Origin of the sequence: Massilia sp. X63, from assembly GCF_041023745.1 — a bacterium.
In the GTDB taxonomy this organism is placed as follows: domain Bacteria; phylum Pseudomonadota; class Gammaproteobacteria; order Burkholderiales; family Burkholderiaceae_D; genus Telluria.
Genome location: NZ_JBFTEF010000006.1, coordinates 83,240 through 100,494, shown reverse-complemented (window position 1 = coordinate 100,494; position 17,255 = coordinate 83,240). Strand labels below are relative to the sequence as shown.

The 17,255-nt window shown below is 66.1% G+C and carries 14 protein-coding genes and 1 pseudogene; 8 read left to right on the top strand and 7 right to left on the bottom strand.

Going from position 1 to position 17,255, the window contains the following annotated elements; all coding sequences use genetic code 11:
- Positions 1-46 precede the first annotated feature (46 nt).
- A complete protein-coding gene (gene hrpA, locus AB3347_RS13875; protein WP_369092394.1) occupies positions 47-4,132 on the bottom strand; it encodes an ATP-dependent RNA helicase HrpA in 4,086 nt (1,361 codons plus the stop codon).
- A 166-nt stretch (positions 4,133-4,298) separates the two neighbouring features.
- Here hrpA and argA point away from each other — a divergent pair, with 166 nt between their 5' ends.
- Positions 4,299-5,612: an amino-acid N-acetyltransferase gene (gene argA, locus AB3347_RS13870; RefSeq protein ID WP_369092393.1), complete on the top strand. Its 1,314-nt coding sequence runs from the start codon at positions 4,299-4,301 to the stop codon at positions 5,610-5,612.
- Between the two features lie 53 nt (positions 5,613-5,665).
- Entirely contained in the window at positions 5,666-5,941 is a 276-nt protein-coding gene (locus AB3347_RS13865; RefSeq protein ID WP_027864371.1) for an oxidative damage protection protein, read from the top strand.
- Between the two features lie 155 nt (positions 5,942-6,096).
- Here the strand turns inward: AB3347_RS13865 and AB3347_RS13860 are convergent, their stop codons facing one another.
- Positions 6,097-6,447, bottom strand: a complete 351-nt coding sequence (locus tag AB3347_RS13860) for a hypothetical protein (protein ID WP_369092392.1) — start codon at positions 6,445-6,447, stop codon at positions 6,097-6,099.
- A 14-nt stretch (positions 6,448-6,461) separates the two neighbouring features.
- Positions 6,462-7,139, bottom strand: a complete 678-nt coding sequence (rpiA, locus tag AB3347_RS13855; protein ID WP_369092391.1) for a ribose-5-phosphate isomerase RpiA — start codon at positions 7,137-7,139, stop codon at positions 6,462-6,464.
- 167 nt (positions 7,140-7,306) lie between these two features.
- Between rpiA and AB3347_RS13850 the strand changes: the two genes are divergently transcribed.
- From AB3347_RS13850 to AB3347_RS13830, 5 genes are all read left to right on the top strand, one after another.
- Complete coding sequence (locus AB3347_RS13850; RefSeq protein ID WP_369092390.1) at positions 7,307-8,539, top strand: efflux RND transporter periplasmic adaptor subunit; 1,233 nt, start codon at positions 7,307-7,309, stop codon at positions 8,537-8,539.
- Between the two features lie 20 nt (positions 8,540-8,559).
- A complete protein-coding gene (locus AB3347_RS13845; protein WP_369092389.1) occupies positions 8,560-9,297 on the top strand; it encodes an ABC transporter ATP-binding protein in 738 nt (245 codons plus the stop codon).
- Complete coding sequence (locus AB3347_RS13840) at positions 9,294-10,517, top strand: ABC transporter permease (RefSeq protein ID WP_369092388.1); 1,224 nt, start codon at positions 9,294-9,296, stop codon at positions 10,515-10,517. Before AB3347_RS13845 ends, AB3347_RS13840 begins: the two co-directional genes overlap by 4 nt.
- Positions 10,510-10,953: an N-acetyltransferase family protein gene (locus AB3347_RS13835; RefSeq protein ID WP_369092387.1), complete on the top strand. Its 444-nt coding sequence runs from the start codon at positions 10,510-10,512 to the stop codon at positions 10,951-10,953. Before AB3347_RS13840 ends, AB3347_RS13835 begins: the two co-directional genes overlap by 8 nt.
- A gap of 72 nt (positions 10,954-11,025) precedes the next feature.
- Complete coding sequence (locus tag AB3347_RS13830) at positions 11,026-11,832, top strand: hypothetical protein (RefSeq protein ID WP_369092386.1); 807 nt, start codon at positions 11,026-11,028, stop codon at positions 11,830-11,832.
- An 18-nt stretch (positions 11,833-11,850) separates the two neighbouring features.
- Here the strand turns inward: AB3347_RS13830 and AB3347_RS13825 are convergent, their stop codons facing one another.
- A complete protein-coding gene (locus AB3347_RS13825; protein ID WP_369092385.1) occupies positions 11,851-12,858 on the bottom strand; it encodes a cyanophycinase in 1,008 nt (335 codons plus the stop codon).
- A 279-nt stretch (positions 12,859-13,137) separates the two neighbouring features.
- Between AB3347_RS13825 and AB3347_RS13820 the strand changes: the two are divergent.
- Positions 13,138-13,945, top strand: a pseudogene (locus AB3347_RS13820) (methyl-accepting chemotaxis protein); the annotation flags it as partial.
- Between the two features lie 22 nt (positions 13,946-13,967).
- On the opposite strand, the gene AB3347_RS13815 reads toward AB3347_RS13820, so the two are convergent.
- The 3 genes from AB3347_RS13815 to edd are packed head-to-tail and all read right to left on the bottom strand — an operon-like array spanning position 13,968 to position 17,072.
- Complete coding sequence (locus AB3347_RS13815; protein WP_369092384.1) at positions 13,968-14,525, bottom strand: Rhs element Vgr protein; 558 nt, start codon at positions 14,523-14,525, stop codon at positions 13,968-13,970.
- Positions 14,526-14,532: 7 nt separating this feature from the next.
- Entirely contained in the window at positions 14,533-15,156 is a 624-nt protein-coding gene (gene eda / locus AB3347_RS13810) for a bifunctional 4-hydroxy-2-oxoglutarate aldolase/2-dehydro-3-deoxy-phosphogluconate aldolase (RefSeq protein ID WP_369092383.1), read from the bottom strand.
- Positions 15,153-17,072 carry a phosphogluconate dehydratase gene (gene edd / locus AB3347_RS13805; protein WP_369092382.1) on the bottom strand — a complete coding sequence of 640 codons (1,920 nt, stop codon included), beginning with the start codon at positions 17,070-17,072 and terminating at the stop codon, positions 15,153-15,155. Before edd ends, eda begins: the two co-directional genes overlap by 4 nt.
- Between the last annotated feature and the right edge of the window lie 183 nt (positions 17,073-17,255).

Here is a 17,255-nt window from a genome sequence, read left to right as displayed (position 1 = left end):
TCGTCCGCCAGTCGAACGCGGTCGACATAGCCGACCCCGCCGGCGCTCAGCGGATCATCGACTCCCACACCTTTTGCAGCCGCTTGGCCGACACCGGCATCGGCGTGCGCAGTTCCTGCGCGAACAGCGACACCCGCAGCTCTTCCAGCATCCACCTGAATTCGAGCATGCGCGGATCGTTGTTCTTGCCCGCCTGGTTCTTGAGCGTGCGCTGGAACTGGCTGGCGGCGCCCTGCCATTCCGCCATCAGCTGCGCATCGCGCGCAGGATTGCCGCGCAGTTTCTCGATGCGCACGTTGATCGCCTTCAGGTAGCGCGGGAAGTGCGCCAGCTGGCTGTACTCGTTGTCCGCGATGAAGCGCTTGTGGATCAGGCCCTGCAGCTGCGCCTGGATATCCTGCTGCACCGCCGGCGCCAGGCTCTGGATGCGCTTGGGCATGCCGTGGAACTCGGCCAGGATCGACCCCACCAGGCGCGCGATCTCGTTGATCAAGAGGCCGATGCGGCCCTTGCCCTCGTCCTTACGCTTGTTGAACTCGCCAGAGTTGATCGGCAGCGGATCCTGCAGGCAGGCGATGTCGATGGCCTTGGCGATGATCTGGTCGCGCAGGTCTTCCTGCGTGCCCACGCTCATGAACTGCATGCCCATCCCCTGCAGGCCGGGGATGTTCTTCTCGGCGAACTTCAACTGGTCCTTCAGCTGCAGCGCGAACAGGCGGCGCAGGCCGACGCGGTGGGTGCGCGCGGCCACGTTGGGGTCGTCGAACACTTCCAGGTCGCAGTGCGTGCCCTTGTCCACCAGCGCCGGGAAGCCGATCAGGGTCAGCTTGCCCTGGGTGATCTCGAGCAGTTCCGGCAGCTCGCCGAAGCTCCAGGTGCTCAATCCCGTATGCTGGACCGCGCCCGCCGCCGGGGCCGGCGCAGCAGGGGCGGCAGCGCCGGCAGGCTTCGCCGCCGGCGCACTGCCCTTCCCTTTCGCGGGCGCAGGGGCAGGCGCGGGCGCGGCCTGCAGCCTGGCCGGCGCAGCCGCCGGCGTGGCTTCCGCCATCTTCTGGAAACTCTCGCGCGCCTGGCCGCCCAGCTCCGCCTGCAGGGTCGCCAGGTTGCGGCCCATGTCGAGCTGGCGACCGTGCTCGTCGATCACCTTGAAGTTCATGAACAGGTGCGCCGGCAGGGTCTCCAGCTTGAAGTCGCCGGTGAGCACGCGCGCACTGGTGTGCATGTGGATGTCGGCGATCAGGACGTCGATCAGGTCGCCCTTGCCGAAGCGCAGCGGGTCCTGGTGGCGCTCGAAGAACCTGGCCGCATAGTCGGGCAGCGGCACGCAGTGGCGGCGCAGCTTCTGCGGCAGGGATTTGAGCAGCAGGTGCACCTTCTCCTTCAGCATGCCCGGCACCAGCCAGGCCGGACGCTCCTGCGGAATCTGGTTCAGGGCGAACAGCGGCACCGCCAGGGTCACGCCGTCGCGCGCACTGCCCGGCTCGAAGTGGTAAGTCAGCCCCATCTCGATGCCGGTGACGTTCATCGTCTTCGGGAACAGCTCGGTGGTGACGCCGGCCGCCTCGTGGCGCATCAGCTCTTCGCGGTTCAGGAACAGGAGCTTCGGATTGTCGCGCGCGGCGTCCTTGTACCACTTTTCGAAGCCCGCGCCGTTGACCACGGTGTGCGGGATTTCCTTGTCGTAGAAGGCGGCGATCAGCTGCTCGTCCACCAGCACGTCCAGGCGGCGCGATTTGTGTTCGAGATTCTCGATCTCGCGCACCAGCTTGTGGTTGTGGGCATAGAAGGGCGCGCGGGTCTCGTAGTCGCCCGCCACCAGGGCGTCGCGGATGAAGATCTCGCGCGCCTCGCCTGGGTTGTGCTGGCTGTAGTTGATGCGGCGGTTGCTGTACACGACGATGCCGTACAGGGTGGCGCGCTCGAGCGCCGTCACCTGCGCCTGGCGCTTTTCCCAGCGCGGCTCGCCCCAGGATTTCTTCAGCAGGTGGGCGCCGATCTTCTCCACCCACTCCGGCTGGATCTGCGCGATGGTGCGCGCGTACAGGCGGGTGGTCTCGACCAGTTCGGCCGCCATCACCCAGCGTCCCGGTTTCTTGGCCAGGCAGGAGCCCGGCCAGATATGGAACTTGATGCCGCGTGCACCCAGGAACACCGGCTCGTCCTCGGCCTTGAAGCCGATGTTGCCGAGCAGGCCGGTGAGCAGGGCCAGGTGCAGCTGGTCATACGTCGCCGGCGCGGCGTTCAGGCGCCATCCCTGCTCGCGCGCCACCGTCAGCAGCTGCGAATGCACGTCGCGCCACTCGCGCAGGCGCAGCTGCGACAGGAAGTTGGCGCGGCAGTTCTCCTGCAGCTGGCGGTTCGACTTCTTGTGCGCGATCGCATCCTCGAACCAGGCCCAGATCTTCAGGTAGCTGAGGAATTCGGACTTCTCGTCGGCGAACTTCTTGTGCTTCTCGTCGGCCTGCTGCTGGTACTCGATCGGGCGGTCACGCGGGTCCTGCGTGGACAGGGCGGACGCCACGATCAGCATCTCGCTCAGGCAGTCGTTGTCGACCGCGGCCAGGATCATGCGGCCGACGCGCGGGTCGAGCGGCAGCTTGGCCAGTTTTTTACCGAGCGCGGTCAGTTCGTTGGCGTCGTCGACCGCGCCGACTTCCTGCAGCAGCTGGTAGCCGTCGGCGATGGCGCGGCCCTGCGGCGGCTCGATGAAGGGGAAGGTCTCGACGTCGGTCAGGTGCAGCGACTTCATGCGCAGGATGACCGCAGCCAGCGAGGAACGCAGGATCTCGGGGTCGGCGAACTTCGGGCGCTTGTTGAAATCGTCTTCTTCGTACAGGCGGATGCAGACGCCGTCGGCCACGCGGCCGCAACGGCCGGCGCGCTGGTTGGCGGAACTCTGCGCCACCGGTTCGATCTGCAGCTGCTCGACCTTGTTGCGGAAGCTGTAGCGCTTGACGCGCGCCAGGCCGGTATCGACCACGTAGCGGATGCCCGGCACCGTCAGCGAGGTCTCGGCCACGTTGGTGGCCAGCACGATGCGGCGCGCGTTGGTGGTGCGGAACACGCGGTCCTGCTCTTCCACCGACAGGCGCGCGAACAGCGGCAGGATCTCGACGTGCGGCGGATGGTGCTTGCGCAGCGCCTCCGCGCAGTCGCGGATCTCGCGCTCGCCCGGCAGGAACACCAGCACGTCGCCCGAGCCGATGCGGCACAGTTCGTCGACGGCGTCGACCACCGCTTCCATCAGGTCGCGCTTGTCGCGCGCGACCTGCGCCTTGGGAACAGGTTCACCGGGCCTGGCGTTGGTCGCCGTGACCGGATCCTTGTCGACCGGACGATAACGCACCTCCACCTTGTACAGGCGGCCCGACACCTCGATGACCGGCGCCGGTTTGTCCGGCGCGCCGAAATGGCGCGCGAAGCGTTCGGCATCGATGGTCGCCGAGGTGATGATCACCTTCAGGTCCGGACGGCGCGGCAGCAGCTGCTTCAGGTAGCCGAGCAGGAAGTCGATGTTCAGGCTGCGCTCGTGCGCCTCGTCGATGATGATGGTGTCGTAGGCGCGCAGCAGCGGATCGGTTTGCGTCTCGGCCAGCAGGATGCCGTCGGTCATCAGCTTGACCGAGGCGCCCCGCGAGAGCGTGTCGTTGAAGCGCACCTTGAAGCCCACATGTTCGCCCAGCGGCGAACCGAGTTCCTGCGCGATGCGCTTGGCGGTGCTCGACGCGGCGATACGGCGCGGCTGGGTGTGGCCGATCAGGCCCTTCTGGCCGCGGCCCAGCTCCAGGCAGATCTTGGGCAGCTGGGTGGTCTTGCCGGAACCGGTTTCGCCCGAGACGATGATCACCTGGTTTGCTTCGATCGCCTGCGCGATCTCGGCGCGCCGGCCCGAGACCGGCAGGTCTTCGGGAAAGGTGATCGGCGGGAGCGGATTGCGCAAGGGCGGCGTGCGCTCGTCGGCGCGCGGGGCGCGTTCCTTCTGCGCGCGCGGTGGATTCGGCTTCGCGCCGCCCTGCGCTGGCGCAGGACGCGGGCCGCCTTCGGCACGCGCTGCCGGTGCGCGACGCGGACCGTTGTTCTCACCGCTACGCGCCTGCCTGGTCTGCAGTTCGCCATCGCGCGTCTGCGTCATGGGCGCGCGCGTGTCGCCCTCGGGCCGCGGTTTGCGAGGCTCGTTGTCGGAAGAATTCCGGGATGCTGCGCGCGCCTGCTGAGGCGAAGGCTTGTTACTCTGTTCAGACATTGATTTTTACAAGGTATTTGGTGCGCACAACGCGCAGCGAATTATAATGCGGCAAATGGAAAACCCTACCCAATTCGTCCAGTGGCTGCGCTCTGTCGCGCCATATATTCACACCTTCGGCGGCAAGACCTTCGTCGTCGCCTTCCCGGGCGAACTGGTCGCTTCCGGCGCCCTGCCGGTGCTGGCCCAGGACTTGTCCCTGCTGCTGGGACTCGGTATCCGGCTGGTGCTGGTGCACGGCTCGCGCCCGCAGGTGGCGGAGCAGCTCGCCCTGCGTAACGTCGAAGGCCGCTTCCACAACGGCGTCCGCATTACCGACACCGCCGCCCTCGAATGCGCCAAGGAAGCCGCCGGCGAACTGCGCCTCGACATCGAAGCCGCGTTCAGCCAGGGCCTGCCGAACACGCCGATGTCGCATGCCCAGATCAGCATCGTTTCCGGCAACTTCGTGGTTGCCCGCCCGCTCGGCGTGATCGACGGCACCGACTTCGAGCTCACCGGCGTCACCCGCAAGATCGCCGCCGATAAAATCCAGCCGATCCTGCAGACCGAAGACAGCCTGGTGCTGCTGTCGCCGCTCGGCTTCTCGCCCACCGGCGAGATCTTCAACCTGACCATGGAAGACGTGGCCGCCGCCGCCGCGATCGCCCTGCACGCCGACAAGCTCATCTTCATCACCGAAACCGGCATGATGACCGATGCTGCCGGCACCGAGATCCGCGAACTGTCCTCGCACCAGGCCGAGGCCGTGCTGCAGGCCGGTTTCCTGCCGCCGGACGCCGCGTTCTACCTGCAGCATGCGATCAAGGCCTGCAACAGCGGCGTCGACCGCGCGCACATCGTGCCCTTCGAGATGGACGGTTCCGCCCTGCTCGAGCTGTTCACGCACGACGGCGTCGGCACCATGATCAGCCACGAGAACCTGGAAAGCCTGCGCCAGGCCACAATTGAGGACGTCGGCGGAATTATCAAGCTGATCGAACCGCTCGAAGCCGACGGCACCCTGGTCTACCGCGGCCGCGAGCTGATCGAGCGCGAGATCGAGCAGTTCTCGGTGATCGACCACGACGGCGTGATCTTCGGCTGCGCCGCCCTCTACCCCTTCCCGGAAGCGAAGATGGGCGAGATGGCCTGCCTGACCGTGAGCCCCGACTCCCAGACGCAGGGCGACGGCGAGCGCATCCTCAAGCACATCGAGAACCGCGCCCGTGCCGCCGGCCTGACCAAGCTGTTCGTGCTGACCACGCGCACCGCGCACTGGTTCAAGAAGCGCGGCTTCGTGCCGGCCACGGTGGACGACCTGCCCAAGGACCGCCAGCACATGTATAACTGGCAGCGCCGGTCACAGGTCTTCATCAAGACTCTATAATGACGGCCTGACCCGCATTTATCGCGACATTAACAGGATTACAGGAGTAGACCATGGCCCGCACCGTCCAATGCATCAAACTGAACAAGGAAGCCGAAGGACTGGACTTCCCGCCGGTACCAGGCGAAATGGGCAAGAAGCTGTACCAGTCGGTCTCGAAAGAGGCCTGGCAGGCATGGCTGAAGCACCAGACCATGCTGATCAATGAAAACCGCCTGAACCTGGCGGACGACCGCGCGCGCAAGTACCTGGCGACGCAGATGGAACGTCACTTCTTCGGTGACGGCGCTGCCGACCAGGCACAGGGTTACGTGCCGCCTGCGGCTTAACGCTTTTGTAGGGTGGGCGGGGGAAAACAGTCCAGTGGACTGTTTTCCCCCGCCCACGCGGCGATTGCTGTCGTTTGATACGTCGCGACAGTTCCGGCGATTGTTGAACGCGTGGGCAGGAAACCTGCCCACCCTACGCCCAGCGCAGCCGCTTGCTACATCTTCACGCACTGGCGCAATTCACAACGCGCCATGAACATCTTTCCGCGCATCGCCCCATCCTCGCAGCGCATCCGGTACACCTCCACCGGTCCCGCCTCGGTCACCAGGCCGGCGCCCTGCCCGCCCGTGCAACCCTGCTGCTTCGCCATCTTCTCGACCGTCGCCGACGACACGCCGAGCCGGAAGGGCACGCGCTCGATCGGCGTGCCGTCCGGGTCGGTCAGGCCGGGCGCGGACAACTTGGCGGCGGCCACGGGCGCCGCTTCGATCCTGCTCTTGAACGGCGTGCAGCCGCCCAGCAGGACGGCAACCAGGACAATCAGGGACAGCGGCGCGCGCTTCATGGGGCCTTCCTCGCTCAGAAAGTCAGGGTCTTGACGCCTTCGGATGTCCCCAGCAGGCACACATTGGCGCCCGCCTTGGCGAACAGGCCGACCGCGATCACGCCGACGATCTGGTTGATTCGCTCTTCCATCGCCACCGGGTCGGCGATCGACAGGCCGACCACGTCGATGATTTCGCCGCCGTTGTCGGTGATGAAGGCTTCGTCGCTGCCCGCCCTGGTGCGCAGGCGCGGCTGGCCGCCCAGTTCCGCCAGCTTGCGCATCACGGCCGCGCGCGCCATCGGGATCACCTCCACCGGCAGCGGGAACTTGCCCAACGTTTCGACAAGTTTCGAACCGTCGGCGATGCAGACGAATTGCTTCGCCACCGAGGCCACGATCTTCTCGCGGGTCAGGGCCGCGCCGCCGCCCTTGATCATCGCGCCGCTGGCGGTGATCTCGTCGGCGCCGTCGATGTAGACCGCCATCGAGGTGACCTCGTTCAGGTCGAACACCGGGATGCCATGGCCGCGCAGGCGTGCGGCGGTCGCTTCGGACGAAGCCACGGTGCCCTTGATGCGGTCCTTGATCTTGGCCAGCTCGTCGATGAAGAAGTTGGCCGTGGAGCCGGTGCCGACGCCGATGATTTCGCCGTCCACCACGTAATCGATGGCGGCGCGCGCCACGGCTTGCTTGAGTTCGTCCTGGGTCATGATGCTGTTGGATGAGTAAAAAGGAAGCCGCCATTTTAACGGATTGCCCCGTTCATTCCCCAAAAACGACGCTTCGTCGCACCGTTCTCCCGGTCAATGCACTAAGCATTGCCAAGCTGTTATCTCTACAGCACACTGAATGTTTCCGTACGCAAAATAAGAGAACAATGAAACTCTTTACCAAGAAGCGGGTGGCGATTGCCGCCGGGGTGATCGTGGTGGGCGGCGCGGCCGCGGCATGGCTGATGCCAAAAGGCGAACCCAAGATTCCGCCATCGCGCTACCGCACCGCCGCGGTCGACATGGGCGCCATCAACCAGACCGTCACCGCCACCGGCACCATCAATCCGGTCGCGCTGGTGAACGTCGGCTCGCAGGTGTCCGGCACCGTGGTCGAGCTGAACGCCGACTTCAACGACCGCGTGCACAAGGGCCAGGTACTGCTCAAGCTCGACCCGACCATCTTCAACGCCCAGATCCGCCAGTACGAAGCCAGCCGCGCCTCCGCCATGGCCAACCTGAAGCTGGCCGAGGCCAACTACCAGCGCAACCAGCAGCTGATGGCGCAGAACTTCGTCTCCGGCACCGTGGTCGACCAGTCGCGCCGCGAGATGGACGTCGCCCGCGCCAACGTGCAGCTGGCCCAGGCCCAGCTCGACCGCGCCCGGGCGGACCTGAACAACAGCGTGATCCGCTCGCCGATCGACGGCGTGATCATCAAGCGCACCATCGACCTGGGCCAGACCGTGGCGGCCTCGTTCAACACGCCGAACCTGTTCCAGATCGCGCGCGACCTGACCAAGATGCAGATCGACACCAGTGTCTCGGAAGCCGACGTCGGCGCCCTGAAGGACGGCCTGCCGGCCCGCTTCGTGGTCGACGCCTACCCGGAGCGCGAATTCCACGCCACCATGCGCCAGTTCCGCCTGGCCGCCAACGTGGTGCAGAACGTCGTCACCTACAACGTGGTGCTCGACGTCGACAACAAGGACGAGATGCTGAAACCCGGCATGACGGCCCAGGTGCGCCTGGTGGTGGCGAACCGCCCGAACGTGCTGCGCATCCCGACCACCGCCCTGCGCTTCCAGCTGCCGGAAGAAGAACAGGAAAAGCTGCGCAAGAAGGAGCAGGAAAAGGCCAAGGACGACAAGGATGCCGGCGTCAGGCAGGCGGCACTCAAGCCCGCGTCGACGCCCGACGACGACGTGGCCTTCCGCACCGCGAGCGAGACCGCGCGCATGTTCAAGGTCTACCGCCTCGACAAGATGAACCAGCCGCAGCCCGTCGACATCCGCGTCGGCCTGTCGAACTTCCGCTATACCGAAGTGCTGTCTGGCGAGCTGAAGGCCGGCGACCAGGTCGTCACGCGCACCCTGGCGAACCCCAAAGAAGAGATGTGAGCGCCGCCTTGACCTCTTCCTTGACTTCTTCTCTGATCGACATCCGTGGGGTCACCAAGACCTACGTCAGCGGCAGCGTCGAGACCCGGGTCCTGCACGGGATCGACCTGCAGGTGGCGCGCGGCGACTTCGTCTCCATCATGGGCCAGTCGGGCTCCGGCAAGTCGACCCTGATGAACATCCTCGGCTGCCTCGACCAGGCCACCGGCGGCACCTACCTGCTCGATGGCGTCGACACGCTGTCGCTGTCGCGCGCCCAGCTGGCCGACATCCGCAACCGCGCCATCGGCTTCGTGTTCCAGAGCTTCAACCTGATCAAGCGCATGAGCGTGGCAGAGAACGTGGCGCTGCCGCTGATCTATGCCGGCTGGGGCCGCGGCAAGGCGCACACGCGCGCGCTGCAGGAACTCGAACGGGTCGGCCTGGGCGGCATGGCGAAGCGCACGCCCAGCCAGCTCTCGGGCGGCCAGCAGCAGCGCGTGGCCATCGCCCGGGCCCTGGCCACCGATCCGCCGCTGCTGCTGGCGGACGAACCGACCGGCAACCTCGATACCCAGACCAGCGACGACATCATGTCCAGCTTCCAGCAACTGAACCGGGAGCGCGGCATCACCATCGTGCTCGTCACCCACGAAGCCGACGTCGCCGCCTACAGCCGGCGCCTGGTGCGCCTGAAGGACGGCCGGGTGCTGTACGACGGACCGGCCGCCGAGGGCCTGCGCCAGCCGAACGCGAATCACACAGAGGTGCCGGCATGAACTTCATCCAGGTACTGATCGAATCCTTCCGCTCGATGGCGGCCAACCGCCTGCGCACCGCATTGACCATGCTCGGCATCGTGATCGGCATCGCGTCCGTGGTGCTGCTGCTGGCCATCGGCGACAGCATGCAGCGCTTCATCGGCAAGGAACTGCAGCAGCTGGGCACCAACATGCTCTACGTGTTCCCGGGCGGCGACCGCACCAGCGCGCAGCGCGCCCGCGCCGGCGCCGTGCCCTCGCTGTCGATCCACGACGCGGCGGCCCTGAACGAGCTGCCCAGCCTGACCGGCGCCGCGCCGGCCCTGCAGGGCAGCTTCAAGCTCAGCGCCGGCAACGAAAGCGCCAACAGCCAGGTGCACGGCGTGACCCCGGCCATGTTCAAGATCCGCAACTGGAAGCTCGACCAGGGCAACCTGTTCAGCGAAGCCGACGTGCGCGCTTCGAGCCGCATGGTGGTGATCGGCCAGAAGGTGGCCGACCAGTTCTTCTACAAGGCCGACCCGCTCGGGCGCTACATCCGCATCGAGAACGTCGCCTTCCAGGTGATCGGCGTGCTGGCCGGCGAAGGCAAGCAGATCGACGGCTCGGACATCGCGGAACTGGTGCTGGTGCCGATCACGGCGGCCAGCGCCAACCTGATCAAGATGCCCTTCCCGCAGAACGTGCACTACATCGCGGCCCAGGGCCGGCCCGACATGTCGCTGAAGGAAGCAGAAGAAGACGTCAAGGAAACCCTGCGCGCCCGCCACCGCATCCGCCTCGACAGTCCGGACGATTTCAAGGTGCAGAACATGGCCTCGTTCGCGGACACCGCCAACAAGATCAGCGCCGGCGTCGCCCTGCTGCTGGGACTGATCGGCGCGATCTCGCTGCTGGTGGGCGGGATCGGCATCATGAACATCATGCTGGTGTCGGTCACCGAGCGCACCCGCGAGATCGGCATCCGCATGGCCATCGGCGCGCGGCCGGGAGCGGTGCTGCTGCAATTCCTGGCGGAGTCGGTGGTGATCTGCGTGGCCGGCGGCCTGGTGGGCGTCTTGATCGCCATGGGCGGCGCCGCGGCGATCACCTCGACCGGCAAGTTCGACGTGTTCCTGACTTTCAAGGGGGTGCTGGTGGCATGCGGCTTCGCCACCGCCGTCGGCGTGTTCTTCGGTTTCTATCCGGCGCGCCGGGCCTCGCGGCTGTTGCCGGTGGATTGCCTGCGCTATGAGTGAGGTGCCGGTGCGCCTGCGCCGGGCCTGCAGTGCGGACATCCCGGCGATGTCGGCAATCCGGCTGTCGGTCCGCGAGAACGTGCTGTCCGACCCGGCCCGCGTGACCCTGCAGATGTACGAGGATTATCTCGACCGGGATGGGCGGGGCTGGGTGGCGGAGGTCGGCGGCGCGGTCGCCGGCTTCAGCTATGCCGACCGGCACAAGGCCTCGATCTGGGCCTTGTTCGTCCGCCCGGGACATGAAGGACGCGGCCTCGGCAAGGCCTTGCTCGGGCTGGCAGTGGACTGGCTGTTCGAACTCGGGCACGAGCGGGTCAGGCTCGTCACCACAGCGGAAACCAGGGCCGACCGCTTCTACCAGGCCCAGGGCTGGACCCGGATGCCGGGACCAGGCGTCGAGGTCGATTACGTGCTCGAGAAGCGCCGGCGCTGCTAACGCATCAAGCTTGCCGTTTTCCCGCCGTGAGCTCGGCTCGAGAAGGCAGGCCACGATAAATATGATTCAAGTATGAAGACACCGATTGCTCCTTCCGTTCGGCAGATGGCGGCGCTCGTGGCGCTCGCCGCCTTCGCCGCCGTTCCGGGCCCGGCCTTCGCCCACGAAACCAGTCCGGGCAAGGATGTGACTGCCGCTCTGCAGCTCGAAGCGCAGGCGCCGGTCAAGATTCACCGGCAGACCAATCGGGGCGACTTGCCCTACAAGCCTTTCTACCTGATCCAGACCTATCTGCAATCGTTGTTGCCGCCGGAACCGCGCGCAATCGACCTGCTGGGCCGGGTCCAGTTCGTCGCCAAGAGTGAACTGGAGCAGGACCTGTTCGCGCCGGAGTCCTGGGCGGTCGCCGTTGTCGGGAACGAACTCGACCAGGTGGTCCCCGTCCGTCGAGGCGGCTACTTCCTGCTGCCGGAAGTGAAGCTGGGAATACTGGAACTGGGCACCATCATGTTCAACACCCAGACCCAGAAGGGCAAGATGAGCATCGCGTGGAAAGTCCGGATTCCGCCCACGCAAACGCTCTCGTATGCCGACTTCGCGAAGGCGCTCGAAGAAGTCTCCTCCGTCCAGCGACGGATTCCCACCTACCGCTACGACCTGCGCGAGATTCGCCGCCACGGCCACAATGCCTTGCGGGCCTGCTTCCTGAAGGACCCCGGCCGCATCGAGGTCGATGGCCGGCCCGCCGAGACGATTCCCGATGGCGCCTGTCATGTGCTGAAGTACGACGCCGCTGCCGCGCGCGTAGGGATGGCGCAGATCGCCTTCGTGGGAAAGCTCGACCTCGTGACGCTCAAAGAGGTCATCAAGGGCGACTAGCCGGCCGGCGGCCGGCGCCTAATACACCGCCCCACCCGGCTGGGTCGAACTCAACACCCCTTGCACCGCCGAGATCGTGTAATTGACGGTCGATCCATAGCCGGCCCAGTTGTTCAGGTCGAAGCTGCCGGCGCCGGACAGGCGCTGCACGCCCAGGTTGCGGTAGGTCAGCGGCGTCTTGGGTGCGCATACCTGCGGCAGGCCGACGCTCTGCAGGAAATACACCGAACCCAGTCCGACGCGACGGGCCTGGCCGTTCTCGACCAGCAGGGCCGTCTCGACATCGACGCCGAGGCCGCGCGCCGTACCGCTCCAGCCGTCCTGGACGACGCGCCCCATGAAGGCGACCAGGCGCCCCATCCGGTCACGCGTGTCCAGGTGCGAATCCGTGATCACCCGGTCCATGGCCGGAAGTGTCAGGAAATCACGGCCCAGGGTGACGTTCTTGTTGTAGGGGTCGGCCAGGGCCTCGGGCGAGGTGACCGACTGGTTTTCACCGGTATAGATGAATTTCCCCAGCACTGCCAGGCCGGCGCTGGTGCCGCCCAGCGGAATGTTGCGGTTCGCCAGCTCTTGCAGGACATTGTCGAGCGGGGTGTCTTTCCAGTAGCGCATGTAGTCGCTCTGGTCGCCGCCGGCAATGAACACCGCCTCGGCATTGCGCACACGCTCCAGCACGAAGGGGTCGCTCGCCGCGCTGCGGCTCGGGATGATCAGGGTTTCCACCGAACGGACGCCGCCCATCGCGTAGATGTAGGGATTGTAGGCATCGGTGCCGGTGGCGCGGATCACGACGAAGTTGCCGCCGCCCGACTTCTGGATCATCCACTGGAAGGCCGCATCGACGTCGGGCCCGCCGCCCATCAGCACCAGCGAAGAAGTCGCCGGCCTGGGCAGATTGACGTTGCTGCCGTCGCCGACGACGAAGTGTTGATACGGCTTGCCTGCGAGGGCAGTCTGCGAGGCGCCGACTGCGATCGTGAAAAGAGCGGCGCGGAAAATCCGCGAGAGGAACGAGGTGTTCATGATGCCCTTTCGAGTTAGAAAGCGGGAATCCATTCTCGCACCGATGATGTAGCGAGCACAACGATATAAACATCCGGTCGCGCTCGCTCCCCCGCGCCGCCCCTGCCTGCTGGAAGCCGCAGTTGTGTCTGAAAAATCAGTGCCCAGGCGGTTTTCGTTGCCTAAGTGCAATGATGTTCAAGATTATTTGGGTCTGCCCCATCCAGCCCGGCAGATTGCCGTTTATTCTTGATCCTAAATTCTGGAATATTAATTCTACAAATAACCGTACTTTGACCTACGCGCAGCATCACCCGTCCGCTGGCACGCGCGGTGGAACTGGCGCGGCGGGCCGCCTCCGGCGACCTGAGCGCCGATATCCGGGTCGAATCGCGTGACGAGATCGGGAAGCTGATGGCGGCATTGCAGGCCATGAACGCCAGCCTGCGGCACACCGTGGGCGCGGTGCGCGCCGGCACCGTAAGCATCGTCGGCGCCTCGCAGGAGATCGCCTCCGGCAACCTCGATCTGTCGGCACGTACCGAGCAGCAGGCCGCCTCGCTGGAAGAGACCGCGTCGTTGGTGGAAGAGCTGACCGGCACCGTACGCCTGAACGCCGACAATGCGCAACAGGCCAACATGCTGGCCCGGCACGCTTCCCAGATCGCCACCCGCGGCGGCGAAAGTGGTCGCGCAGGTGGTGAGCACCATGGCGTCGATCAACGCCTCCTCGCAGAAAATCGCCGACATCATCGGCGTGATCGACGGCATCGCCTTCCAGACCAATATCCTGGCGCTGAACGCGGCGGTCGAAGCGGCGCGTGCCGGCGAACAGGGACGCGGCTTCGCGGTCGTCGCCTCCGAGGTGCGCAACCTGGCCCAGCGCTCGGCCGCCGCGGCCAAGGAAATCCGCAACCTGGTCGAGGAAGCTGCCGCGGCGGCGGCATCGATGCAGGACCAGGCGCTGGCGCTCGCCGAACTGGTGCGGGTGTTCAATATCGGCGATGGCGCGGGCGAGGCGCCTGCGGCGCCACCATCGGTGGCCGCCTGCCGCCTGCCGGCCCGGGCCAGCCTGGCGTATGCCGCGTCCGGAAAAGGGGCTGCCTGAGGCGATGACTGCGCGGCGCGCGTCAGGCCGCCTGCGCCCCATGCCGGCGCAGGAAGCGCCAGCGGGGGCGATGCAGGTTGGTGCGCGCAGCGGGGCGCTCCAGGAACGAGGCCAGCACCCGTTCGTAGAGCGCGAGGCTGTCGCGGTAGCGCTTCTGGCGCATGGCTTGGGGCTTGGCCAGGAACTTCAGCACGAAGTAATCGGCCAGCAGGTCGCCCTGCGCCTCCATGTTGTAGTCGGCCAGGGTCGCGTCGTCGCGCAGGGTGTAATCGTAGGACAGCCCGATGCGCACCGCGCCGCGCAAGCGCACCGGATACCCCAGCTGGTGCTGCCACACATGCACCATCTCGTGCATGAACCAGTGGATCGCCGTCGGATCGCCGCGCGTGTAATCGGGAAGAAAACAGGACCGGTGAAAATACATGCTGCCGTTCGGCGTCATGCAGCAGTTGGTCGGCTGGAAAGGAATGTAGCGCCGGCCGTGAATACGGACGCGGCTGTAGTCGATGGCGTCGCGGAACAGCAGCGACGCCATCGCGACCTCGTTCTCGGTGAGCGCGCGAGAACGAGGGCGTTTCATGGAAGGCTCAGGCAGCACGCAGCGCGGAAGCCGCCTTTGCCAGTTCGGTGATGCCGGCCCAGTCGCCGGCGGCGATCAGGTCTTTCGGCGTCAGCCAGGAACCGCCCACGCAGGCAACGTTCTTGCAGGCCAAAAACTTCGGCGCGGTCTCGATCGAGATGCCGCCGGTCGGGCAGAATGTCACGTCCGGCAGCGGGCCGGCGATCGCGTTCAACATGCCGACGCCGCCGGCCGGCACTGCCGGGAACAGCTTCAGTTGCCTGAAGCCGTGCTCGCGCGCCGCCATCACTTCGGACGGGGTCATCACGCCCGGCAGCAGCGGCAAGCCGCTCTTCTTTGCCGCGTCGATCATGGCGGCGGTCAGGCCCGGCGAGACGCCGAACACCGCGCCGGCGTCGCGCGCGGCGTCGAATTCGTGCGGCTGGGTGAGCGTGCCGACGCCGACGATGGCGCCTTCGACGCCGCTCATGTCGCGGATCGCCTGCAGGCCGTGCTCGGTGCGTAGCGTCACTTCCAGCACGCGGATGCCGCCTGCCACCAGGGCCTTGGCCAGCGGGACCGCGTGGCTTGGGTCGTCGATGGCGATGACGGGGATCACGCTCGCCGAGCGCATGATTTCAAGTAAAGTCATTTCTGCGTCCTAAAGAGATAGTCTTCGTCGGAACCGGGCTGCACTTCATCGGTCTGGATGCCGTCATGCAGCGGTACGGTGGTGTCGATCGGCGACGGCAGCGGGAACGTCGCCGCGCCCTCCTCCGCCGGGCTCGAATGGGAGCGGAACATCGCGAACAGTTCGCGGCCCATGCCGATGTGGCTCTTGGTCAGGTCGGCGCTGGCCATGCAGCGCGATGCCCAGACGTCGTCCGCCACCAGTGCTTCGAGCGCGCCGGTGGTGGCGTCGACGCGGATGATGTCGCCGTCGCGCACCAGGCCTAGCGGGCCGCCGGCCAGGATCTCGGGCGACACGTGGATCGCCGCCGGCACCTTGCCGGAAGCGCCCGACATGCGGCCGTCGGTGACCATCGCCACCTTGAAACCGGCATCCTGCAGGTTCGACAGCGCCGGGGTCAGGGCGTGCAGTTCGGGCATGCCGTTGGCGCGCGGTCCCTGGAAGCGGATCACGGCGACGAAGTCACGCTCGAGCTCGCCGTCCTTGTAGCGCTGCATGAAGTCTTCCTGCGAGTCGAAGGTGATGGCCGGCGCCTCGATCACGTGGTATTCGGGCTTCACCGCCGAGATCTTCATCACGGCGCGGCCCAGGTTGCCCTGCACCAGCACCATGCCGCCGTTGTTGGCGAAGGGATTGCTGGCCGGGCGCAGCACCGCTTCGTCGCCGCTTTTCTCCGGCACGTCGCGGAACACGACGCGACCGTCTTCGCCCAGGAAGGGCTCCTTGCAGTGGGCGCGCAGGCCGTGGCCGAGGATGGTGTTGACGTCCTCGTGGGCCAGGCCGGCATCGAGCAGCTCGCGGATGACGAAGCCCGGGCCGCCGGCGGCCTGGAAGTGGTTCACGTCGGCTTCGCCGTTCGGGTAGATGCGGGTCAGCGACGGCACCACCTTCGACAGCTCGTCGAAGTCGTTCCAGTCGACCACGATGCCGGCGGCGCGCGCGATGGCGATCAGGTGCAGCGTATGGTTGGTCGAGCCGCCGGTCGCGTGCAGCGCGACGATGGCGTTGACGATGCTTTTCTCGTCGACGATGTGCCCGATCGGCATGTACTGGCCGCCCTGCTGCGAGATCGCCACCGCCTGCTGGCTTGCTGCCCTGGTGAGCGCATCGCGCAGCGGCGTGCCCGGCGTGATGAAGGCGGAGCCCGGCAGGTGCAGGCCCATCATCTCCATCAGCATCTGGTTGCTGTTGGCGGTGCCGTAGAAGGTGCAGGTGCCCGCGCCGTGGTAGGAGGCCGATTCGTTCTCCAGGAGTTCCTCGCGGGTGGCCTCGCCCTTGGCGTAGCGCTGGCGGACGGCCGCCTTTTCCTTGTTCGAGATGCCCGAGGTCATCGGACCGCCCGGCACGAAGATGCCCGGGATGTGGCCGAAGTGCAGCGCGCCGATCAGGAGGCCAGGCACGATCTTGTCGCAGATGCCGAGGTACAGGGCCGCGTCGAACATGTTGTGCGACATCGCGACCGCGGTGGCCATGGCGATGGTGTCGCGCGAGAACAGCGACAGCTCCATTCCCGGCTGGCCTTGCGTCACGCCGTCGCACATGGCCGGCACGCCGCCCGCGAACTGGGCCACGGCGTCGACTTCGCGCACGGCTTCCTTGATTACCTGGGGGAAGGTTTCGAAGGGCTGGTGCGCCGACAACATATCGTTATAGGACGAGACGATGGCCACCGATGGCTTCTTGTATTCCTTCAGCTTGAGCTTGTCGTTGGCCGGAAACGCGGCGAAGCCGTGCGCCAGGTTGGTGCACGACAGCGCCCCGCGCTGCACGCCCTGCACGCGGGCGGCCTCCATATGCGCGAGGTAGGCCGCGCGCGACGGGCGGCTTCGCTTGATGATCCGGTTCGTTACCTGTTCGACTACGGGGTGCAGCGCCATGATCGTTCCTTCGGAAATATAGTATCTGAAATTTTACTACAGATTTGAACGGGACGCAGCCAAGCCAATTTTCGGCCGCCTGTAGAGAGAGGTCGTCCGCTCATGGACCAACCCGACTGCGGAAGGCGTGGTGAAGCTGCCACTTTTTTATGTAGTGAATTTACGCACGCTTCCTGTATTATT